The organism is Marilutibacter spongiae (genome assembly GCF_014145325.1).
In the GTDB taxonomy this organism is placed as follows: Bacteria; Pseudomonadota; Gammaproteobacteria; order Xanthomonadales; family Xanthomonadaceae; genus Marilutibacter; species Marilutibacter spongiae.
This window is the reverse complement of record NZ_JACHTF010000018.1, coordinates 74321-92746: the sequence shown is the minus strand read 5'-3', so window position 1 is coordinate 92746 and position 18426 is coordinate 74321. Positions and strand designations below refer to the sequence as shown.

The 18426-nt window shown below is 70.3% G+C and carries 16 protein-coding genes and 1 pseudogene; 8 read left to right on the top strand and 9 right to left on the bottom strand.

Going from position 1 to position 18426, the window contains the following annotated elements; genetic code table 11:
- Window positions 1–504: 504 nt before the first annotated feature.
- Window positions 505–1713 carry a tyrosine--tRNA ligase gene (gene tyrS, locus H4F98_RS14570; RefSeq protein ID WP_182688564.1) on the bottom strand — a complete coding sequence of 403 codons (1209 nt, stop codon included), beginning with the start codon at window positions 1711–1713 and terminating at the stop codon, window positions 505–507.
- 189 nt (window positions 1714–1902) lie between these two features.
- Here tyrS and H4F98_RS14565 point away from each other — a divergent pair, with 189 nt between their 5' ends.
- Together H4F98_RS14565 and H4F98_RS14560 are read left to right on the top strand one after the other, a co-directional pair.
- On the top strand, window positions 1903–3345 hold the full coding sequence (locus H4F98_RS14565) for a peptidoglycan DD-metalloendopeptidase family protein (protein WP_182688563.1): 1443 nt from the start codon (window positions 1903–1905) through the stop codon (window positions 3343–3345).
- A 92-nt stretch (window positions 3346–3437) separates the two neighbouring features.
- Window positions 3438–4595: an anhydro-N-acetylmuramic acid kinase gene (locus H4F98_RS14560; protein WP_182688562.1), complete on the top strand. Its 1158-nt coding sequence runs from the start codon at window positions 3438–3440 to the stop codon at window positions 4593–4595.
- Between the two features lie 18 nt (window positions 4596–4613).
- On the opposite strand, the gene H4F98_RS14555 is transcribed toward H4F98_RS14560, so the two are convergent.
- The 3 genes from H4F98_RS14555 to H4F98_RS14545 are packed head-to-tail and all read right to left on the bottom strand — an operon-like array spanning window position 4614 to window position 7205.
- The gene (locus H4F98_RS14555; protein ID WP_182688561.1) at window positions 4614–4955 is read right to left on the bottom strand and encodes a hypothetical protein; all 342 of its coding nucleotides are present in this window, start codon (window positions 4953–4955) and stop codon (window positions 4614–4616) included.
- A gap of 25 nt (window positions 4956–4980) precedes the next feature.
- The gene (locus H4F98_RS14550; RefSeq protein WP_182688560.1) at window positions 4981–6405 is read right to left on the bottom strand and encodes an AmpG family muropeptide MFS transporter; all 1425 of its coding nucleotides are present in this window, start codon (window positions 6403–6405) and stop codon (window positions 4981–4983) included.
- Window positions 6402–7205, bottom strand: a complete 804-nt coding sequence (locus H4F98_RS14545; RefSeq protein ID WP_182688559.1) for an exodeoxyribonuclease III — start codon at window positions 7203–7205, stop codon at window positions 6402–6404. Before H4F98_RS14545 ends, H4F98_RS14550 begins: the two co-directional genes overlap by 4 nt.
- A gap of 137 nt (window positions 7206–7342) precedes the next feature.
- Here H4F98_RS14545 and pyrE point away from each other — a divergent pair, with 137 nt between their 5' ends.
- The gene (pyrE, locus tag H4F98_RS14540; RefSeq protein WP_182688558.1) at window positions 7343–8005 is read left to right on the top strand and encodes an orotate phosphoribosyltransferase; all 663 of its coding nucleotides are present in this window, start codon (window positions 7343–7345) and stop codon (window positions 8003–8005) included.
- Between the two features lie 91 nt (window positions 8006–8096).
- Window positions 8097–8756: a hypothetical protein gene (locus H4F98_RS14535; protein WP_182688557.1), complete on the top strand. Its 660-nt coding sequence runs from the start codon at window positions 8097–8099 to the stop codon at window positions 8754–8756.
- Between the two features lie 91 nt (window positions 8757–8847).
- On the opposite strand, the gene H4F98_RS14530 is transcribed toward H4F98_RS14535, so the two are convergent.
- From H4F98_RS14530 to coaBC, 3 genes and pseudogenes are all read right to left on the bottom strand, one after another.
- A complete protein-coding gene (locus tag H4F98_RS14530) occupies window positions 8848–11196 on the bottom strand; it encodes a phosphomannomutase/phosphoglucomutase (RefSeq protein ID WP_182688556.1) in 2349 nt (782 codons plus the stop codon).
- A gap of 13 nt (window positions 11197–11209) precedes the next feature.
- Window positions 11210–11668 (bottom strand): dUTP diphosphatase, encoded by a 459-nt coding sequence (gene dut / locus H4F98_RS14525; protein WP_182688555.1) that lies wholly within the window; start codon window positions 11666–11668, stop codon window positions 11210–11212.
- An 82-nt stretch (window positions 11669–11750) separates the two neighbouring features.
- Window positions 11751–12991 (bottom strand): annotated as a pseudogene (gene coaBC, locus H4F98_RS14520) (bifunctional phosphopantothenoylcysteine decarboxylase/phosphopantothenate--cysteine ligase CoaBC).
- 307 nt (window positions 12992–13298) lie between these two features.
- On the opposite strand from coaBC, the gene radC reads away from it, so the two are divergent.
- The 4 genes from radC to H4F98_RS14500 all read left to right on the top strand — a co-directional run bounded on the left by radC (window position 13299) and on the right by H4F98_RS14500 (window position 17255).
- On the top strand, window positions 13299–13973 hold the full coding sequence (gene radC / locus H4F98_RS14515) for a RadC family protein (protein WP_246373260.1): 675 nt from the start codon (window positions 13299–13301) through the stop codon (window positions 13971–13973).
- A 91-nt stretch (window positions 13974–14064) separates the two neighbouring features.
- Window positions 14065–15753, top strand: a complete 1689-nt coding sequence (gene argS, locus H4F98_RS14510) for an arginine--tRNA ligase (RefSeq protein WP_182688553.1) — start codon at window positions 14065–14067, stop codon at window positions 15751–15753.
- 119 nt (window positions 15754–15872) lie between these two features.
- Window positions 15873–16655 carry an SPOR domain-containing protein gene (locus H4F98_RS14505; RefSeq protein WP_182688552.1) on the top strand — a complete coding sequence of 261 codons (783 nt, stop codon included), beginning with the start codon at window positions 15873–15875 and terminating at the stop codon, window positions 16653–16655.
- 177 nt (window positions 16656–16832) lie between these two features.
- Window positions 16833–17255: a hypothetical protein gene (locus H4F98_RS14500; protein WP_182688551.1), complete on the top strand. Its 423-nt coding sequence runs from the start codon at window positions 16833–16835 to the stop codon at window positions 17253–17255.
- A gap of 21 nt (window positions 17256–17276) precedes the next feature.
- On the opposite strand, the gene H4F98_RS14495 is transcribed toward H4F98_RS14500, so the two are convergent.
- Complete coding sequence (locus tag H4F98_RS14495; RefSeq protein ID WP_220479234.1) at window positions 17277–18158, bottom strand: NAD(P)-dependent oxidoreductase; 882 nt, start codon at window positions 18156–18158, stop codon at window positions 17277–17279.
- 3 nt (window positions 18159–18161) lie between these two features.
- A complete protein-coding gene (locus tag H4F98_RS14490) occupies window positions 18162–18425 on the bottom strand; it encodes a YciI family protein (protein WP_182688550.1) in 264 nt (87 codons plus the stop codon).
- Between the last annotated feature and the right edge of the window lies 1 nt (window position 18426).

Genomic DNA, 18426 nt, shown 5'->3' with positions numbered 1-18426 from the left:
TCCCAAATTACATCGCTTGCATTTGCATGCATTTGAATTGACTTGGTTCCTGTTCGGACGTCTGCGATGGACAACTATCCACCCGCCAGACGGCCGCACAAGTCACCTGCGCACACTGTCAAAGATCATCGGAACCGGCCTCAGCGCCGCGTTCCGCCCCGTCACCAAAGTGCCCGAGGGAGCCGCACATCTTACAGCAGATTTCAGGGCCGTCAACACCTTTCGAAACGACTTTTTCCCGAAATCCCCGCGCCGTTCATCCTACTCGTCCCGGCAGCGGGCCGCGCATCTTACAGCAACTCCCGGAACCGTCAACCGCTTCCCGACAACCGCCTCCAACACACCCCCGACGCCTTCACTCTTACCCGGCAGCGGGGCGCGCATTGTGCACACTCACAAACACTTTGGGAAGCTTTTTTTCACATTCCCTTACGCCGCCCACGGCGTCAGGCGAAGACGCTGCATCCGGCACCGGGCACGGGGACCGGCGGCGGCGTGGCGCGACTAGGCCGCGACCAGGCGCACGCGGGCGAAGTTGCGCTTGCCCACGGCCAGCACGGCCTCGAAACCGGGCTCGAACACGCGCTGGGGGTCCTCGACGACATCGCCGTCGATTCGCACCGCGCGCTCCTTGAGCTTGCGGCTGGCCTCGGAGTTGCTGGGCGTCAGGCCCGCGGCGGTCAGCAGCGCGGCGATGCGCAGGCCTTCGGGCGGCACCACGACGTCGTTGAGCGGCAATTGCGCGGTGTCGCCCTGGCCGCGGACGGCGGCGTTCCAGCCGGCGACAGCGAGCTCGGCGGCGGCGGCATCGTGGAAGCGCGCCGCCAGCTCGCGCGCGAGGCGAAGCTTGACGTCGCGGGGATTGAGTTGGCCGGCCTCGATGTCGCGCTTGAGCGTGGCCGCCTCGGCGACGCCGATGTCGAAGCTCAGCAGGTCGATCCACCGCCACATCAGCACGTCGTCGATCTTCATGGTCTTGGTGACGATGTCGATCGCCGGCTCGTCGATGCCGATGTAGTTGCCCAGCGACTTGCTCATCTTCTGGACGCCGTCCAGGCCTTCGAGCAGCGGCATGGTGAGGACGATCTGCGGTGCCTGCCCGTGGCTTTCCTGCAGGCCACGCCCCATCAGCAGGTTGAACTTCTGGTCGGTGCCGCCCAGTTCGACGTCGGCCTGCAGCGCGACCGAATCGTAGCCCTGCACGAGCGGATACAGGAATTCGTGGATCGCGATGGGCTGCTGGGCGGCGTAGCGCTTGGCGAAGTCGTCGCGCTCGAGCATCCGCGCCACGGTGTGCTGCGCCGCGAGCCGGATCATGTCCGCCGCGCCCATCTGGCCGAACCACTCGGAGTTGAAGCGCACTTCGGTCCGCTCGCGGTCGAGCACCTTGAACACCTGGTCGGCGTAGGTCTGCGCATTGGCGAGGACGTCCTCGCGGGTCAGCGGCTTGCGGGTGGCGTTCTTGCCGGTGGGGTCGCCGATCATCCCGGTGAAGTCGCCGATCAGGAAGACCACCTGGTGGCCGAGGTCCTGGAACTGCCGCATCTTGTTGAGCAGGACGGTGTGGCCGATGTGCAGGTCCGGCGCGGTGGGGTCGAAACCGGCCTTGACGCGGAGCGGCCGGCCCAGCTTGAGGCGGGCTTCGAGCTCGTCGCGCTTGAGGATTTCGTCGGCGCCGCGGCCGATCAGTTCGAGGGCGTCGTGGGTGGACAAGGTGGACTCTCTACGGGTGGCGGCGCCGAACCTGAATGCGACGGCCGGCACGGTTAATGGTTAAAGGGTGGTTAACCCAACTGAAGCTTCGAAAATCCATTCAGCATCAAGGGTTTGACGCGTGTTGCTCGCGTGACTATGGTACCCCCGACACGCTGCTTTCACATCTCGCACAGGGGAGATCGTTCCATGACTGTACCGGGTTCCGGTTCGAACCGGCGCAAGCGCCTCAAGGCACTCCGCGAAGCCGCCCTGCACCGCCCGGTGCTGGCACGTCACCTCTCCGATGGATTCAACGGCCGCTGGTCGCGTCGCCAGTGGATGACCGCCAGCCTGTTCGCGTCGATGGGCCTGCTGGTGGCGGCCATCGTCCCCGGCTTCAACCAGGACGTGACCACGCCGACCGCGGTGCCACGGCAGTCAATGGCACTGGCCTTGCCGCCGCTTCCGGTATCGCACCCCAGGCGGGGCGTGGAAGGCGACAGCTGGCAGATCGTCAGCGTGCGCAGCGGGCAGACCCTGGGCGAGCTGTTCGAGGAAATGGGCGTCCCGGCGAGCACCCTGCACCGCATCCTGGAGCAACCCAGCGCGAAGGCTGCGCTGGGTCGCCTGCGCCCGGGCACCGAACTGGCCTTCGACCTCCCCGTCAACGGCGCGCTGCGCGCATTCCGTTTCGACCAGGACGACATGCATCGCGTCGAGCTGACCCTGGACGGCGACGCCATCCGCGAGAACGTCATCGAGCGCCCGGTCGAAACCCGTACCGCGGTCGCCACCGGCGAGATCACCAGTTCGCTTTACGCCGCCGCGCGCAAGGCCGGCCTGTCGCCCGCGACGATCGCGGTGCTGACCGACCAGATCTTCCAGTACGACATCGATTTCAACACCGACATCCAGCGCGGCGACCGCTTCAGCGTGGTGATGGACGAGACCTGGCGCGAGGGCGAGCGCATCGGCCGCGGGAAAGTGCTGGCCGCGACCTTCACCACCGGCGGCAAGACCTATTCGGGGTTCCGCTTCGAGCACGACGGCACCGCCGAGTACTTCAGCGCCGACGGCCGCCCCCTGAAGAAGGCCTTCATCCGCATGCCGATCCCGTTCGCGCGGGTGACCTCCGGCTTCAGCCGCGCGCGCAAGCATCCGGTGCTGGGGCGCGTACGCCGCCACGACGGCGTCGACTACGGTGCGCGCAGCGGCACCCAGATCATGGCCGCGGGCGACGCCCGCGTGCAGTTCGTTGGCTGGAAGGGCGGTTACGGCCGCACGGTGATCCTCGACCATGGCCGCGGCAACACCACGCTGTACGCGCACATGTCGCGCTTCGGCAAGTACAAGGTCGGCCAGCGCGTGCCCCAGGGCGCCGTGATCGGCTATGTCGGCGCGTCGGGCCTGGCCACCGGCCCGCACCTGCATTACGAATTCCGCGTCAACGGCGTGCACCGCAACCCGCTCACGGTGACGATGCCGCCGCCCGAGCCGCTCAAGGGCGCGCAGCTGGCAGCCTTCCGTGCCCAGACGGGCCCGGCGCTCGCGCGCATCGAGCAGTTCGAGAAGCTGATCTACGCGCGCACAGGTGCCGATGCCGGACAGGTGGCCAGCGCAGAAGCGACGACGCCCGGCGGCAAGGGCTGAAGCCCCGCGCGAACGGTCCCGCGCACGCGGGACTGGCCGGCGGGGCACGCCGGCCTTAGGCTGGCGTCGGCTTTCCCCGCGAGCAGATGCACATGCCCGACCCGTTGGCTCCCGGCACCCCTGATGCCCCCGGTCTCTATGTCGGCCTGATATCGGGCACCAGCGCCGATGGCATCGATGCGGCGCTGGTCCGGTTCGACGACGCTGGCGCCTGCCAGCTGCTGGAGGGCCACACGCATGCCTGGCCGGACGCCCTGCGCCGGCGCCTGGTCGAGATCGGCCAGGGCGCGAAGGTCGAATCCCTGGACGAGATCGCCACGCTCGACGTGCAGGTCGGCGAGCACTTCGCCCTGGCCGCGCTGCAGCTGCTCGGCCAGGCCGGCGTGGAGGCGCGGTCGGTACGGGCGATCGGCTCGCACGGGCAGACGGTGCGCCACCGGCCAGCCGGCGCCGCGCACGATGGACACCACCCCTTCACCTGGCAGATCGGCGACGCGCACGTGATCGCCGAACGCACCGGCATCGCCACCGTCGCCGACTTCCGCCGCCGCGACGTCGCCGCCGGCGGGCATGGCGCGCCCTTGCTGCCCGCCCTGCACGACGCCCTGCTGCGCTCGCGCGACGAGGACCGGGCCGTACTCAACCTGGGCGGCATCGCCAACCTGACGCTGCTGCCGGCCGATCCTGCGGGCGGTGTGCGCGGCTTCGACACCGGCCCGGCGAACTGCCTGATGGACGCCTGGTGCCTGCGCCACACGGGGCAGGGGCACGACGCGGACGGTGCGCTGGCGGCCTCGGGCCGGATCGATGCGGCCCTCCTGGCGCGACTGCTCGAAGAGCCCTGGTTCGCCCTGCCGCCGCCCAAGAGCACCGGACGCGAGCAGTTCCATCTGGACTGGGTAGAGGGCCGCCTGCAGGGCGACGAATCCGTCGCCGACGTCCAGGCCACCTTGATGGAACTCAGCGCGAAGACCATTGCCGACGCCCTCCTCGCCCAGCAGCGCGACACCCGCCGCGTGCTCGCCTGCGGGGGCGGGGTACGCAACCCGCGCCTGCTCGAGCGACTGGCGGCGCACCTGCCCGGCGTGCAGGTCGAGTCCACCGCGGTCCACGGCGTGGACCCGGACCTGGTCGAAGCGATGGGGTTCGCGTGGCTGGCGCGACAGGCGTTGGCCGGTCGCGCGGGCAACCTGCCCAGTGTCAGCGGTGCGCGCGGGCCGCGCGTGCTTGGCGTGGTCCACCCGGCCTGAGCGACCGGCGCCGGGACTTCAGGCCTTCTCGGCCGAAGCCGCGTCGTCGCGCCCGTCGAACATGTCCTGCCGGATCGACTGGTCGGGCCCGGCATCGCCGGGGTGGGCGTCGGGGTCGACGCGGCCGATCATGGCGAAGCCCTGGTCGCTGGGCACCGACTCCATCGCCGCGATCGCGTCCTGCAGCGCGCGGGCGTCGGCGTCGTCGAGGCTGCGCGAAAGCTCGCCTTCGCACACGTAGAGACCCTGCTCGATGATCTGCGCGAACGCCGACTGCTGGCTCCATCCGTGGGCTTCGGCGACCCGGTTGACGCGCTCGAGGAGAACGGCGTCGAAGTCTCTCAGGATGATTTCACTCATGGTGTCGGCAAGGCACTCGCGCGGTCTAGTCGGACGTTGATGGCTCCAACCCGCCCCCCACGGGCGTCCGCGGTCGGCGGACGGTCAATAGTATGCACAACAGCAGGGCCGGTAGGCCAACGACGGCGGTGCCGACGAAGAACAGCGAATAGGCCTCCAGCAGGCTTCGGCCGGTTTCCAGGTGCTCGACCGCAACCCCGGAGAAGCCCTTGAGCACCTTTCCCAACAGGGCATAGAAGGAGCTGAGCAGCGCGTACTGGGTGGCGGTGTAGCCGATGTGGGTCAGGCTCGACATGTAGCCGATCAGCGCGACGCCGGCGTAGCCGCTACAGAAGTTGTCGATCACCATCGCGCCGGCGAACACGCCCGGATCGGCGCCGTGCAGGGCGAGGTAGGCGAACGCGAGGTTGGACCCCGGTCCCAGCACCGCGCCGGCGAGCAAGGTGGGAACGAAGCCGAAGCGCACCGCGCTCAGGCCCGCGGCGGCGATGCCGAGGATGGTCGCGACCAGGCCGATCGAGCCGCGCACGGCGCCAACGGTCTCCTTGTCGATGCCCAGGTCGGCATAGAAGGGATTGGCCATCGGCCCCATCACGAAGTCCGGCAGCCGGTACAGGCTGATCGTCAGCAGCATCAGCAGCGCCCAGCTGCCGTGCTGCCGGAAGAAGGCGACGAAGGGGCCGACCAGCGCGTCGAACAGCCCCTGCGCGGTGAACAGCGCCGGATGTGGGGTACGCGCGGCGACCACGCTGGCGGCGGGCTCGCGGGCGACCAGCACCGCGACCACGCCCACGCCCATCAGCAGCGCCATGACCTCGTAGGACACCACCCAGCCCACCTGCGCGGCCATGATCAGGATCAGCGCATCGGTGACCAGCAGCGCCCCGCGGTAGCCCAGGGTGGCGGCGGAGGTCAGCAGGCCCTGTTGTTCATTGCTGTCGGCGATCTCGATGCGCCACGCGTCGATGACGATGTCCTGCGTGGCCGAAGCAAAGGCCACCACCAGCGCCATCGCACCGAAAACGACGAGGTGGTCGACCGCCATGCCGGCCACCAGCAGCTGGCCCTCGCGCGGCTCCACGAGCGCCATGCCGACCAGGGCCGCCGCGACCACCAGTTGCGACAACAGCATCCAGCCGCGACGCCGGCCGAGCCAGCGGCCGAACAGCGGGGCATCGACCTTGTCCACCAGCGGCGCCCACAGGAACTTGAGCGAGTACGCCAGGCCGACCCAGGACAGGAAGCCGATCGTCGACAGCTCGATCGCGTTCTCGCGCATCCAGAAACCCAGGGTATTGCCCACCAGGTAGATCGGGATGCCCGAGCTGAAGCCCAGCAACAGCATGACCAGCACCTTGGGCTGGCGCAGCCGGGCCAGGACATCGCGCCAGCCCGGTCGGGCCGGTGGTGCCGGGTCGGCCTTGGCGGGCGCCTCCGGTGCCTCGCTCATCCGGCGTATTCCACGCTGAAGGGGGCATGGTCGGAGAAGCGGGGTTCGCGCGCGATCGAGCACGCCAGCATGCGTTCGCCCAGGCCCGGCGTGACCAGCTGGTAGTCCAGCCGCCAGCCCACGTCCTTGGCGTAGGCCGCGCCGCGGTTGCTCCACCAGGTGTAGTCCTCGCCCTCGGGATGCAGGCGCCGGTAGGCATCCACCCAGCCGCCCTCGCGTCCCGGCGTGCCGTCGCTGCCGCCGTCCTCGGCGATCTGCCCGCTGAGCCAGCTTCGCTCGGCCGGCAGGCAACCGGAGTTCTTCTGGTTGGACTTCCAGTTGCGGATGTCGCGGGCACTGCGCACGATGTTCCAGTCGCCGCACAGCACGTAGTCGCGCCCGCTGGCGAGCCATTCGTCCATGATCGGCCGCAGCCAGTCCATCACCTCGAACTTGAAGCCCTGACGCGCCTCGCCCGAGGAGCCGGACGGGATGTAGAAGGACACCACGCTCAGGTTGCCGAAGCGCGCCTCGATGTAGCGTCCCTCGTCGTCGAAGGGCGCCCAGCCAAGCGCGGTGCGCACCTCGTCGGGCTCGCGGCGGCTGTGGATCGCCACGCCGCTGTAGCCCTTCTTGGTGATCGCATCGCGGTAGAAGCAGTGGTGGCCATCCGGCCGGAAGCAGGCATCGGTCAGCTGGTCTTCCTGCGCCTTGGTCTCCTGCATGCACAGGATGTCGGCGTCCTGAGCGCGGAACCAGTCGAAGAAGCCCTTGTTGGCGGCGGAGCGGATGCCGTTGGCGTTGAAGCTGATGATTTTCACGGGAATCGAAAGCCGGGAACGGGATGCGGGAATCCGCCCACCTTAGTCGCTCCGCCGGGACGAAGCGAGGGCCGGAAAGGCCCTCCCGGACGGCTCGGGTATGCTTTTGCATCCCCCGACACAGACCCGTCATCCCCGTGCCCGACCACCGCACCCGCTTCCTCCAGTTGGCGCTGCGCGCCCAGGCCCTGCGTTTTGGCGAATTCACGCTGAAATCCGGCCGGCTGAGCCCCTATTTCTTCAACGCCGGCCTGTTCAACACCGGCGCCGGCCTGGCCGAGCTGGCCGTCTGCTACGCCGATGCGGTCGATGCGGACGGGGTCGACTTCGACCTGCTGTTCGGACCGGCCTACAAGGGCATCCCGCTGGCCACCGCCCTGGCCTGCGAGTACGCGCGCCGCGGCCGCGACCTGCCGGTGGCCTTCAATCGCAAGGAGGCCAAGTCCCATGGCGAGGGCGGCCACCTGATCGGGGCGCCGCTGGACGGACGCCGGGTGCTGATCGTCGACGACGTGATCACCGCCGGCACCGCCATCCGCGAGGCGCTGGGCATCATCCGGGCGGGCGGCGGCCTGCCCGCCGGCATCGTCATCGCGCTCGATCGCCAGGAAGCCGTCGACCCCGCGACATCCCGACGCTCCGCGGCAGAAAGTGTCGCAATTGAGCAGGGCCTGCCGGTGGTCCGGGTCGCGACCCTGGACGATCTCCTGGCGTTCACCGCCTCCGACAGCACGCTGGCGGGCCATCGCGAGCGCCTGCTGGCCTATCGCGAGGCTTACGGGAGCCTCACCCCGCGCTAATCCGCCCTGTTGCAGGCTCATGACGGGATTGGCCCGACTCTTGCGTTAACCCAGTGAAGAGAGAGAAACCAGGGACGAGTGGGGACGCGTCATGAACAAGGCTCATGCATTGATCGCGGTCACGGTGCTGCTTGCGCTGTCGCCGTCGCTGCTGGCGGCGCAGGGGAAGAGCGCCGGCGGCAACAAGAAGCTGTACTGCTGGAACGAGAACGGGCGCAAGGTCTGCGGCGACGCACTCCCGGCAAGCGCCGTGGACAGCGAGCGCACCGAGATCAGCGCCCGCAGCGGCATGACCACCGGGCGCATGGGCCGGGCGCTGACTGCCGAAGAGCGCGCCGAGGCCGCCGAGGCCGCCCGCCAGCAGGCCCTGGCCGACGCGGAGGCCGCCGCGGTGCTTCGCCGCGAGAAGGCGATGGCGGAGTCCTACGCGACCGAGAACGAGCTGCGCCGCGCGTACCAGAACCGCATCGTGCTGCTCGACGAGACGGTCAAGGCGTCGGAGCTGGGCATCGCCGGCCTGCGCCAGAGCCTGGTGCACCTGTTGCGCCAGGCCGGCGAGATCGAACTCAATGGCAAGCCCGTGGGCAAGGCGGTCGCCGAGACCATCCAGGGCCAGCACCAGGAGTTGCTGCGCCAGCAGGACATGCTCATCCAGCAGCGCAACGAGCGCGTCGAGGTGGAAGGCGAGTTCCAGGCCGCGCTCGAGCGCTATCGCGAACTGAAGAACCCCGCGCCCAACGAGCGCGGCTAGTCTCCCGGCGCCCTACCCGAACGCAGAAGCCCCGCTCCGGCGGGGCTTCTGCGTCATGGAACTGCCGGAGGGGCGAGGTCGCGCCGCGCCCTCAGAACGGCAGCTTCAGGTCCGGCTTCAGCGCGAGCAGCTGCTCGCGGAAGGCCGCCTGGATGCGCTTGAGCGCGTCCTTGCTGTCGGCGTCGAAGCGCATGACCAGGATCGGCGTGGTGTTCGACGCGCGCACCAGGCCCCAGCCGTCGGGCCAGTCCACGCGCAGGCCGTCGATGGTCGACAGGCGGGCCCCCTCGAAATGGGCGCTGTCGCGGAACCGGTCGACGAAGGCGTGGGGGTTGCCGTCGGGCGCTTCGACCTTGATCTCCGGCGTCGACACGCCATCGGGAAGCTCGGCCAGCGCCTGGGCCGGCCCCTCCGGGTGCATGGCCAGGATCTCCAGCAGGCGCGCGGCGGCGTAGATGCCGTCGTCGAAGCCGTACCAGCGCTCCTTGAAGAAGAAGTGGCCGCTCATCTCGCCGGCCAGCTCGGCGTCGGTCTCGCGCATCTTGCCCTTGATCAGCGAATGGCCCGTCTTCCACATCAGCGGACTGCCGCCGTGGCGCAGGATGTGCCCCGGCAAGCGTCCGGTGCACTTGACGTCGAAAATGATCACCGCGCCCGGGTTGCGCTCCAATACGTCGGTCGCGAACAGCATCAGCAGGCGGTCCGGGAAGATGTTCTGCCCGTCCCGGGTGACCACGCCGAGGCGGTCGCCGTCGCCGTCGAAAGCGATGCCCAGGTCGGCGTCCAGGCGCTGGACCATCTGGATGAGGTCGGCCAGGTTGTGCGGCTCGCTCGGGTCGGGATGGTGGTTCGGGAAGGTGCCATCGATCTCGCAGTACAGCGGCGTGACCTCGGCTCCAATGGCCTCGAGCACCCGCGGCGCGAGTTCGCCCGCGACCCCGTTGCCGGCATCGACGACGATCTTGAGCGAGCGCTCGATCTGCACGTCCGAGGACACGCGCTCGACGTAGTCGTCGTTGATGTCGCGCTGCTCCAGGCGCCCCAGGGCCGGGGAATCGTGCAGGCGGTCCTCGGCGATACGCGCATACAGGTCGGTGATCGCGTCCCCGGACAGGGTCTCGCCGCCGACCACGATCTTGAAGCCGTTGTAGTCGGGCGGATTATGGCTGCCAGTCACCGAGATGCACGAGCCCGCGCGCAGGTGGTACGCGCCGAAATAGGTGAGTGGCGTGGGCGCCAGACCGATGTCGATCACGTTGCGACCGGCCTTGCGCAGGCCCTTGACCAGGCCTTCGGTGAGCTCGGGGCCGGACAAGCGGCCATCGCGCCCGACCACGATATCCTCGTGGCCCTGCTCGTGCATCAACGATCCCACCGCGTGGCCGATCAGCTCGGCGATGCCCGCGTCCAAGGTCTGCCCGACGATGCCGCGGATGTCGTAGGCGCGGAAGATGCCGGCGTCGATCGCCACGTCGCCGATCGGGGCCTTGGCGTCCTTGTCGACCACCGGCGCCATGGGTGTTGCCTCGACCACCGGCTCGGGCGCGCCGAGCGTCGCCTGGGCCAGGGTCTGCTCGGCCTCCGGCTCTTCGGCGTCCACCGGCTTGCGCCGCAGGCGGAGCTTGTGCGCGATGCTCGCGAAGGCGGCAGCAAGCAGCAGCGCCAGGGCGACGATGAAGCAGCCCAGCGCATCGAGGCCAAAGGGGCCGCCAGCGGCGTCCGGCACGGCGGCCGCGACGCGCCATTCGCTGCCGTCGATCTTTCGCGCCAGCGACTCGGCGCCGTTGTTGAGCGCGGTATCGCCGCGCTCGATCACGCTGTGCGAGCCCTGGCGAAGCGCCAGATAGGTGGCGCCCGGCAGCGAGGCTTCCTGGAAACTGGCGTTGACCTTCGCGATCGGCAGTCGCACGGCGGCGACGGCGACCAGCGCGTCGTCGCGATGCACCGGCGCGGCGAGCTCGATGTGCGCCTTGCCGGCGTCGCCTACGATCCACGCCACCGGCTTGTTCTGCGCGATCGCCGCTTCAAGGGCGGCCAGGCGTCCGTAACCCCCGCCCTGCGCACCCTTGGCGGTCAATACGGCATAGGCGCTTTCAAGGCTCGGCGCGAACACCCGGGCGCCCTCGACGTCCTTCCAGCCCTCGGCCAGGCGAACGCCGGCATTGACCAGGTCGCCGTCGGTCACCGCGTTGCGCACGTCGGGCTTGGCCAGCTGGGTTTCCATGCGGCCGTACTCGGCCTTGAGCATCGATGCGATCGATGCGACCGTCTGGTCCCTTGCCTGCTCGATGCCCGCACGGCGGCTGTCGTCGCGATGCTGCTGCCAGCCGCTCCAGCCGAACCACGCCGCCAGCAGTACGCAGGCGCCCGCGACCAGCAGGCGCAGGAATCGCCCCTGTTCGGCCAACAACTGCGGCCGCTCGATTTTCAGATCCACCATGTCACTTCCCCTGTCAGCGCACGCCGGTATGGCCAAAGCCACCCGCCCCGCGTTCGCTGGTTTCGAATGCGTCGACGACCCGCAGGCTCGCGCGCACGATCGGCAGCACGACCAGCTGGGCGATGCGGTCCCCGGCCTCGATCGTAAAAGGCTCGCGGCCACGATTCCACACGCTGATCATCAACGGCCCCTGGTAATCGGCGTCGATCAGCCCGGTGCCATTGCCCAACACGATACCGTGCTTGTGTCCCAGGCCCGAGCGCGGCAGGATCACCGCGCACAGCGCGGGATCGCCGATGTGGATCGCCAGGCCCGAGGGCACCAGCGCCGCATCCCCGGGCGCGAGCACCAGGGGCGCATCCAGGGCCGCGCGCAAATCCAGGCCCGCGCTTGCCTCGGTCGCATAGGCCGGCAGCGGCCAGGTCTCGCCGAAGCGCGGGTCGAGTACCTTGAGTTCGAGGGTGTGTCGCATCAGGCGTCGGGCGTCCGTGGGGCGGGCTTGAATGGAGTGATGGACGCCGGGGCGGGCACGCCGGTCCGCGATGCAACGGCCCTCATGTCGCGACGGGCCCGGGCGCCGCCAGTCGCTCCACCACCAGGTCGAGCAGCTGATCGGCGAGCTCGGTCTTGGCCGCCGGCCCCAGCGCGCGCTCGTCGTCGTGCCAGAAGACGGACAGTGCGTTGTCGTCGCATTCGAAGCCGCTGCCGGCGACACCAACGCGGTTGGCGGCGATCATGTCCAGCTTCTTGTTCACCAGCTTGCCGCGGGCATAGCCCTCGACGTTGTCGGTCTCGGCGGCAAAGCCGACCACGAGGCGGGGACGCTGCGCATGCACGGCGACGTCGGCGAGGATGTCGGCGGTGCGCACCAGCTCCAGGGTCAGGGTGTCGCTGCCGGGCTTCTTCTTGATCTTGCTCGCCGACATCTCGAGGGGCGTGAAATCGGCGACCGCGGCGGCGCCGATGTAGACATCGGCCGGCAGCGCGGCCATCACCGCCTCGTGCATCTGCGCGGCGGAGCGGACGTTGACTCGGGTCACCGCGTCGGGCGAGGGCAGCGAGACCGGTCCGGCGACAAGCACCGTGTCGGCACCGCGCCGCGCGGCGGCGCAGGCGATCGCGAAACCCATCTTGCCGCTGCTGCGGTTGCCGATGAAGCGGACCGGGTCGATGTCCTCGTAGGTCGGCCCGGCGCTGACAAGCACGCGCAGGCCCGACATGTCGGCCGCGCTCATGCCCGTCTCCCGGTGGCCAGGGCCGCGACGATGGCGGCGGGCTCGCTGAGCCGGCCCGGGCCGAATTCGCCACAGGCCTGGGGGCCATCTTCCGGGCCGACCACCTGCACGCCGCGGCCACGCAGGGTCTCGATGTTCGCCTGGGTCGCCGGATGGGCCCACATGCGGTTGTTCATCGCCGGCGCCACCGCGATCGGGGCAGTGGTCGCCAGGCAAAGCGTGCTCACCAGGTCGTCGGCCATGCCATGGGCGAGCTTGGCCAGGGTATTGGCGGTCGCCGGCGCGACCACGACGCGGTCGGCCCAGCGCGCCAGTTCGATGTGGCCCATCGCCGCCTCCGCGGCGGCATCCCACAGCGAGGTGCGCACGGTGCGCCCGGAAAGGGCCTGGAACGTCGCCTCGCCGACGAAGTGGAGCGCGTCGGCGGTCATCGCCACCTGCACCTCGGCCCCGGCCTCACGCAGCCGGCGCACGAGCTCGGCGGCCTTGTAGGCCGCGATCCCGCCACAGACGCAGAGGAGGACGGAGGTGTCGTCCAGGGTGGGTGGCACAGCCGACATGGTTCAGAAATTTCCTACGGCACAACGGGCGTCTAGCTTACCTGATGCCGCGAGGAAGTCCGGTTGAGCGGCGTCCCGCCCCGGCATCAAATGAGAACCGAGGCGGGGCGGTCGGACTCCCCGGGAACTGCCCCGCGACCCTTCCCTGTCGCGTCCCGCTCCGACCCCCCGCCTCGCCCCCCTGCCCAAGGAAGGACCCGGCCCATGGATGGGCCCGTGCATGCCCCCCGACCACACCCACGACCCCTTCGCGCCCCCGGCCCTGGCCGACGCGCCCGCCCCGTCCAACGTCCCAAGGGGACCGGTCCTGCGCCTGCGCGACTGGCCGGCCGCCGAGCGCCCGCGCGAGAAGCTGCTCGCACGCGGCCCCGGCACCCTGTCGGACGCCGAATTGCTGGCGATCTTCCTGGGCTCGGGACTGCGCGGCCAGGACGCGGTGAGCACGGCGCGGCAGCTGCTCGCAAGCCACGGCCCCCTGCGGGCGCTGCTCGACCGCGGTGCCGCGGGCCTGGCGAAGCTGCCGGGCCTGGGCCCGGCACGGGCCTGCGCCCTCGCCGCCGCGCTGGAGTTGGGCCACCGCCACCTGTCGGCGGAGCTCGAGCGGGGCGAGGCCATGGGCGACCCGTTCGCCGCCGGACGCTACTTCGCGCAGCGCCTGCGTGGGCGGCCGCGGGAGGTGTTCGCCGCGCTGTTCCTCGACACCCGCCATCGCGCCCTGGCCTTCGAGGAGATGTTCACCGGCACCATCGACGGCGCGGAAGTGCATCCGCGCGAGGTGGTGCGCAGGGCGCTGGCCCACAACGCGGCGGCAGTGATCGTGGGCCACAACCATCCCAGCGGCAATCGCGAGCCCAGCGCCGCGGACCGCGCGGTGACCGCCCGCCTCAAGCAGGCACTGGCGCTGGTCGACCTGCGCCTGCTCGACCACTTCGTCATCGCCGATGGACCGCCGGTGTCGCTGGCCGCGCGCGGCTGGGTGTGACGCCGCCGGTCGCCCGCCATTCACGTCGCACGGCCCCCCCGGCACGCGCTCGCGTACAATGGACGGTTCCGCAACATCTCCGGAACCGCCCGTGAAAACCGCCCTCCGCGACCTGGTGCTGCAGGCCATCGATGCCCTGCGCGCCGCCGGCACCCTGCCCGCCGACCTCGAGACCCCCGAGTTCGTCATCGAGCGGCCGAAGAACCGCGCCCAGGGCGATTTCTCGACGAACGCGGCCATGCTGCTGGCGAAGCCGTCCCGCTCCAACCCGCGCGCGATCGCGCAGGCACTGGTGGACGCCCTGCCGGCCAACGACGACATCGCCAGCGTGGAGGTCGCCGGCCCGGGTTTCATCAATTTCCGCGTCGCCGAGACCGCCTGGCGCCGTGGCCTGGGCGAGGTCTTCACCCGCGGCGAGTCCTACGGCCGCAACGACGGCGGCAAGGGGCACGTGGCCGGCGTCGAGTACGTGTCGGCCAACCCGACCGGGCCGCTGCACGTCGGACACGGCCGCGCGGCGGTGATCGGCGACTGCGTCGCGCGGGTGCTGGCCGCCAACGGCTGGGACGTGAAGCGCGAGTTCTACTACAACGACGCCGGCGCCCAGATCAACAACCTGGCGATCTCGGTGCAGGCGCGTGCGCAGGGCAAGGGCCCGGACGACGCCGGCTGGCCTGAGGACGGCTATCGTGGCGACTACATCAAGGACGTCGCCGCCGCCTACCTGCGCGGCGACAGCGTCGAGGTCGAGGGCCATGTCGTCACCGGCACGGGCGATCCGGACGACCTCGATGCGATCCGCCACTTCGCCGTCGCCTACCTGCGCCGCGAGCAGAACCTCGACCTGGAAGCCTACGGCGTCGGCTTCGACGTGTACTTCCTGGAGTCGTCGCTGTACACCGACGGCAAGGTCGAGGAGACCGTGCGCGAGCTGGTCGCCGGTGGCCACACCTACGAAGAGGGCGGCGCGCTGTGGCTGCGCTCGACCGGCTTTGGCGACGACAAGGACCGCGTCATGCGCAAGTCCGACGGCACCTATACCTATTTCGTGCCGGACGTCGCCTATCACCTGAGCAAATGGCAGCGCGGCTACGAGCGCGCGATCACCGAACTGGGCGCCGACCACCATGGCTCGCTTGCGCGCGTGCGCGCCGGCCTGCAGGCGCTCGACAAGGGCATTCCCCTGGGCTGGCCGGAGTACGTGCTGCACCAGATGGTCACCGTCATGCGCGGTGGCGAGGAGGTCAAGCTGTCCAAGCGTGCCGGCAGCTACGTGACCCTGCGCGACCTGGTGGACGAGGTCGGCCGCGACGCCACGCGCTGGTTCCTGATCGCGCGCAAGCCCGACTCGCAGCTGACCTTCGACATCGACCTGGCGCGCAGCCAGTCGCTCGACAACCCGGTCTACTACGTCCAGGTCAGCCATGCCCGCATGTGCGGCCTGCTGCGGCAGCTGGCCGAGCGTGGCCTGTCGTTCGACCGCGAGCGTGGCCTGGCCCAGCCGCTGGCGCTGGACGATACCGCCACCCATGCCCTGGTGACGGACCTGCAGCGCTACCCGGACGTGGTGGAAAGCGCCGGGCGCGACCTGGAGCCGCACCAGGTGGCCGGCTACCTGCTGGAGCTGGCCCAGACCTTCCAGAGCTACTACAACGACCACCAGTTCCTGGTCGACGACGACGCCACGCGCGACGCGCGCCTGGTGCTGGCGATGGCGACCCGGCAAGTGCTGGCCAATGGCCTGGGACTGCTCGGCGTGGGCGCCCCCGAGGTCATGTAGGCGCCCGTGCCGGGCCTTCGTCCGCGGGGCGATTGACTTACACTGGAGCGGTACCGCATCACGTTTTCCCGCCTCGGCGCGCCCGAGGCGACCCACGCAACCAACGAGGACCGCCGCAGGTGGCAGCACGACGCAACAAGACCCAGGCCAAGCGCAACCAGGGCAACGGCCTTCCCGGCTGGGCATGGATGGTGCTCGGCATCCTGCTGACGCTGATCGTCGTGCTGGTGGCGCCGAAATACCTCAAGTCCGGCAGCGATGGCTTCTTCCGCCCGCAGCCCAACCCCGACGCGCAGCCGGCACCGGTCACGAGTGCCGACGACGAGATCCTGCCGCGGCCCGCCAGCCAGGCGGCGAAGACGGAGGCCCCGGCCGACGCGGCGGCCGGCGAGAAGGGCGACGAGTTCGCGTTCTACGACATGCTCACCGGCAAGGAAGTGCCGATGACCGATGCCGAGCTGGCCGCGACGCAGCGCGCCGAGGCCGAACGGCAGGCGGCGATCGAGCGTGCGCAGCAGACGGCCCAGGCCAGCGCGCGCACGCCCGATGCGCTGCCGCAACCGGTCGACCCGGACGCCGCCGCCCCCGCCGCGCCGGCCCCCGCGCCAAAGGCCGCCGACACCGTCGTCGCCAGCGGCAACACGCGCACCGCGGCCGGCGTCGGCGATGGCAGCCGCTACCTGCTGCAGGCCGGCGCGTTCCAGGCCTCCGGCCAGGCCGAGGAACTCAAGGCGAAGATCGCGCTGCTGGGGCTGGGCGCACGCGTCGAGTCGGCACAGATCAACGGCAAGACCATCTACCGCGTGCGCATGGGTCCATACGGCACCGCTGGCGACCTCGCCGACGCCAAGCAGAAGCTGGAAAGCAACGGCCTGGCGCCGCTCGCGATCAAGGCCCGGTAAATACACCGGGCGCCGCCGGCCCCTGGCGGCCGACCGGGCACCCCTCCGCTACGGCCGGCCATCGGAATGCCGACCGCGATCGCTGCGCGCCCCCCGTCGATTGCCTAGACTGCCCGCCGGCGGCCCCGCCCGGGTGCCTGCCGGCCTGCACGCCCGCCATCGGGCCACGGAGGGACAATGGAAAAACGCATCCTGATGGGCAGTGTTGCCGCGCTTGCGGTCATGCTCGGCTTCGAGTGGCTGCTGATCGCGACCGGTCGACCGCTCGACGTGCCGATCGATGCCGGCTTCGGCCCCATCCCGCTCGCCGGCCTGCTGGTCACGGCGGCGGCCATGGCCCTGGGCGGCCGGATCGCCACGCAGGGGTTTCGCATCTTCGCGGTGCTGCTGGCGCTGCTGGTGGCCCTGAGCGGCGCGGTGTCGGTGCAGCTCTCCTCCGCCCTGTCGCACGTGCCCGAGCCGTTCAGCCTCGGTGAGATCCTGCGTTACAACGGTGCAGCGACCGCCGCGAGCATGCTGGCCGCGTGGCTGGGCGCGGCGCTGGGTGAATGGGCGGCGCGGCGCGCTGCGCGCCCGCCGCTGTCCGCCCCGGGCGCCTGATACGCCCCGCGGCTCGCAGGGTCAGCCTTGCGGCTGGCGCTTGAGCACGATCAGCGCCGAGGTGTCGCTTTCGCCATGGCCGCGCTCGAGCAGCTCGTTGTAGTCGGCCACCGCCTGGTCGATGACCGCGGTGCGGATACCGGCGCCGCGGGCGATACCCTGGACGATGCGAAGGTCCTTGAGCATGTGCGCCGACTTGAAGCCCGGTGCGAAGGCATCGCGCAGCATGGTCTCGCCACGCTTGTCGAGGAACCAGTTGCCGGCGGCACCCGCCATCAGGGTCGGCAGCAGGCGCTCGGGATCCAGGCCGAGCTTCTCGCCCAGCGCCAGGCCCTCGCAGACCGCCTCGTTGATGCCCGCGACCAGGACCTGGTTGACCGCCTTGGTCGCCTGGCCGGCACCGGTATCGCCCATGTGGGCCAGCCGCGCCGCATAGGCCTGCAGGACCGGGCGTGCCTGCTCGAGCACGTCGGCGTCGCCGCCGGCCATCACCGACAGCTTGCCGTTGCGCGCGCCCTCGACGCCGCCCGACACCGGCGCGTCGATGAAGCCGATGCCTTCGGCGGCCAGCAACGCGGCGACCCGTTGCGCGGTCTGCACCGAGACCGTGGAGTGGTCGACGACGACCGCGCCCTTGCGCAGGACCGAGGCCAGGGCCGTCGCGTTCTCCAGCACGTCGGCATCGAGCGACACGCACATCGCGACCACGTCGCAGTCGGCGAAGTTGTCCGCGCTGCGCGCGGCGCGCACGCCCAGCTCGGCGGCCAGGGCATCGGCCTTGGACTGGGTGCGGTTACCGACCACCGCCAACAGCCCGGCCGCGTGCAGGTGGCGGGCCATCGGCGCGCCCATCGCGCCCAGGCCGATGAAACCGGTCTTCAATACGGGGGACTCAGTGCTCATGCTTCATGCGTTCCATTCGAAAACGGTCAGGCGCGAGGCGCCGGTCAGGTGCAGCGGGTCGGCATCGGCCAGGGCGCGGGCCTCGGCCAGGTCGGCCGCGCGCAGCACGTAGGCGCCGCCGCTGCTGTCGGAGAAGCCGCCGCTCAACTCCAGCTGGCCACGAGCGCGCAGCTGGCCGATGTAGGCCAGGTGGGGCTCGATGACGCCGGCGTCGAAGCCGGGCTGCCGTATCGCCATGACCAGGTAGCGCCGGGGGGCCGCCGCCATG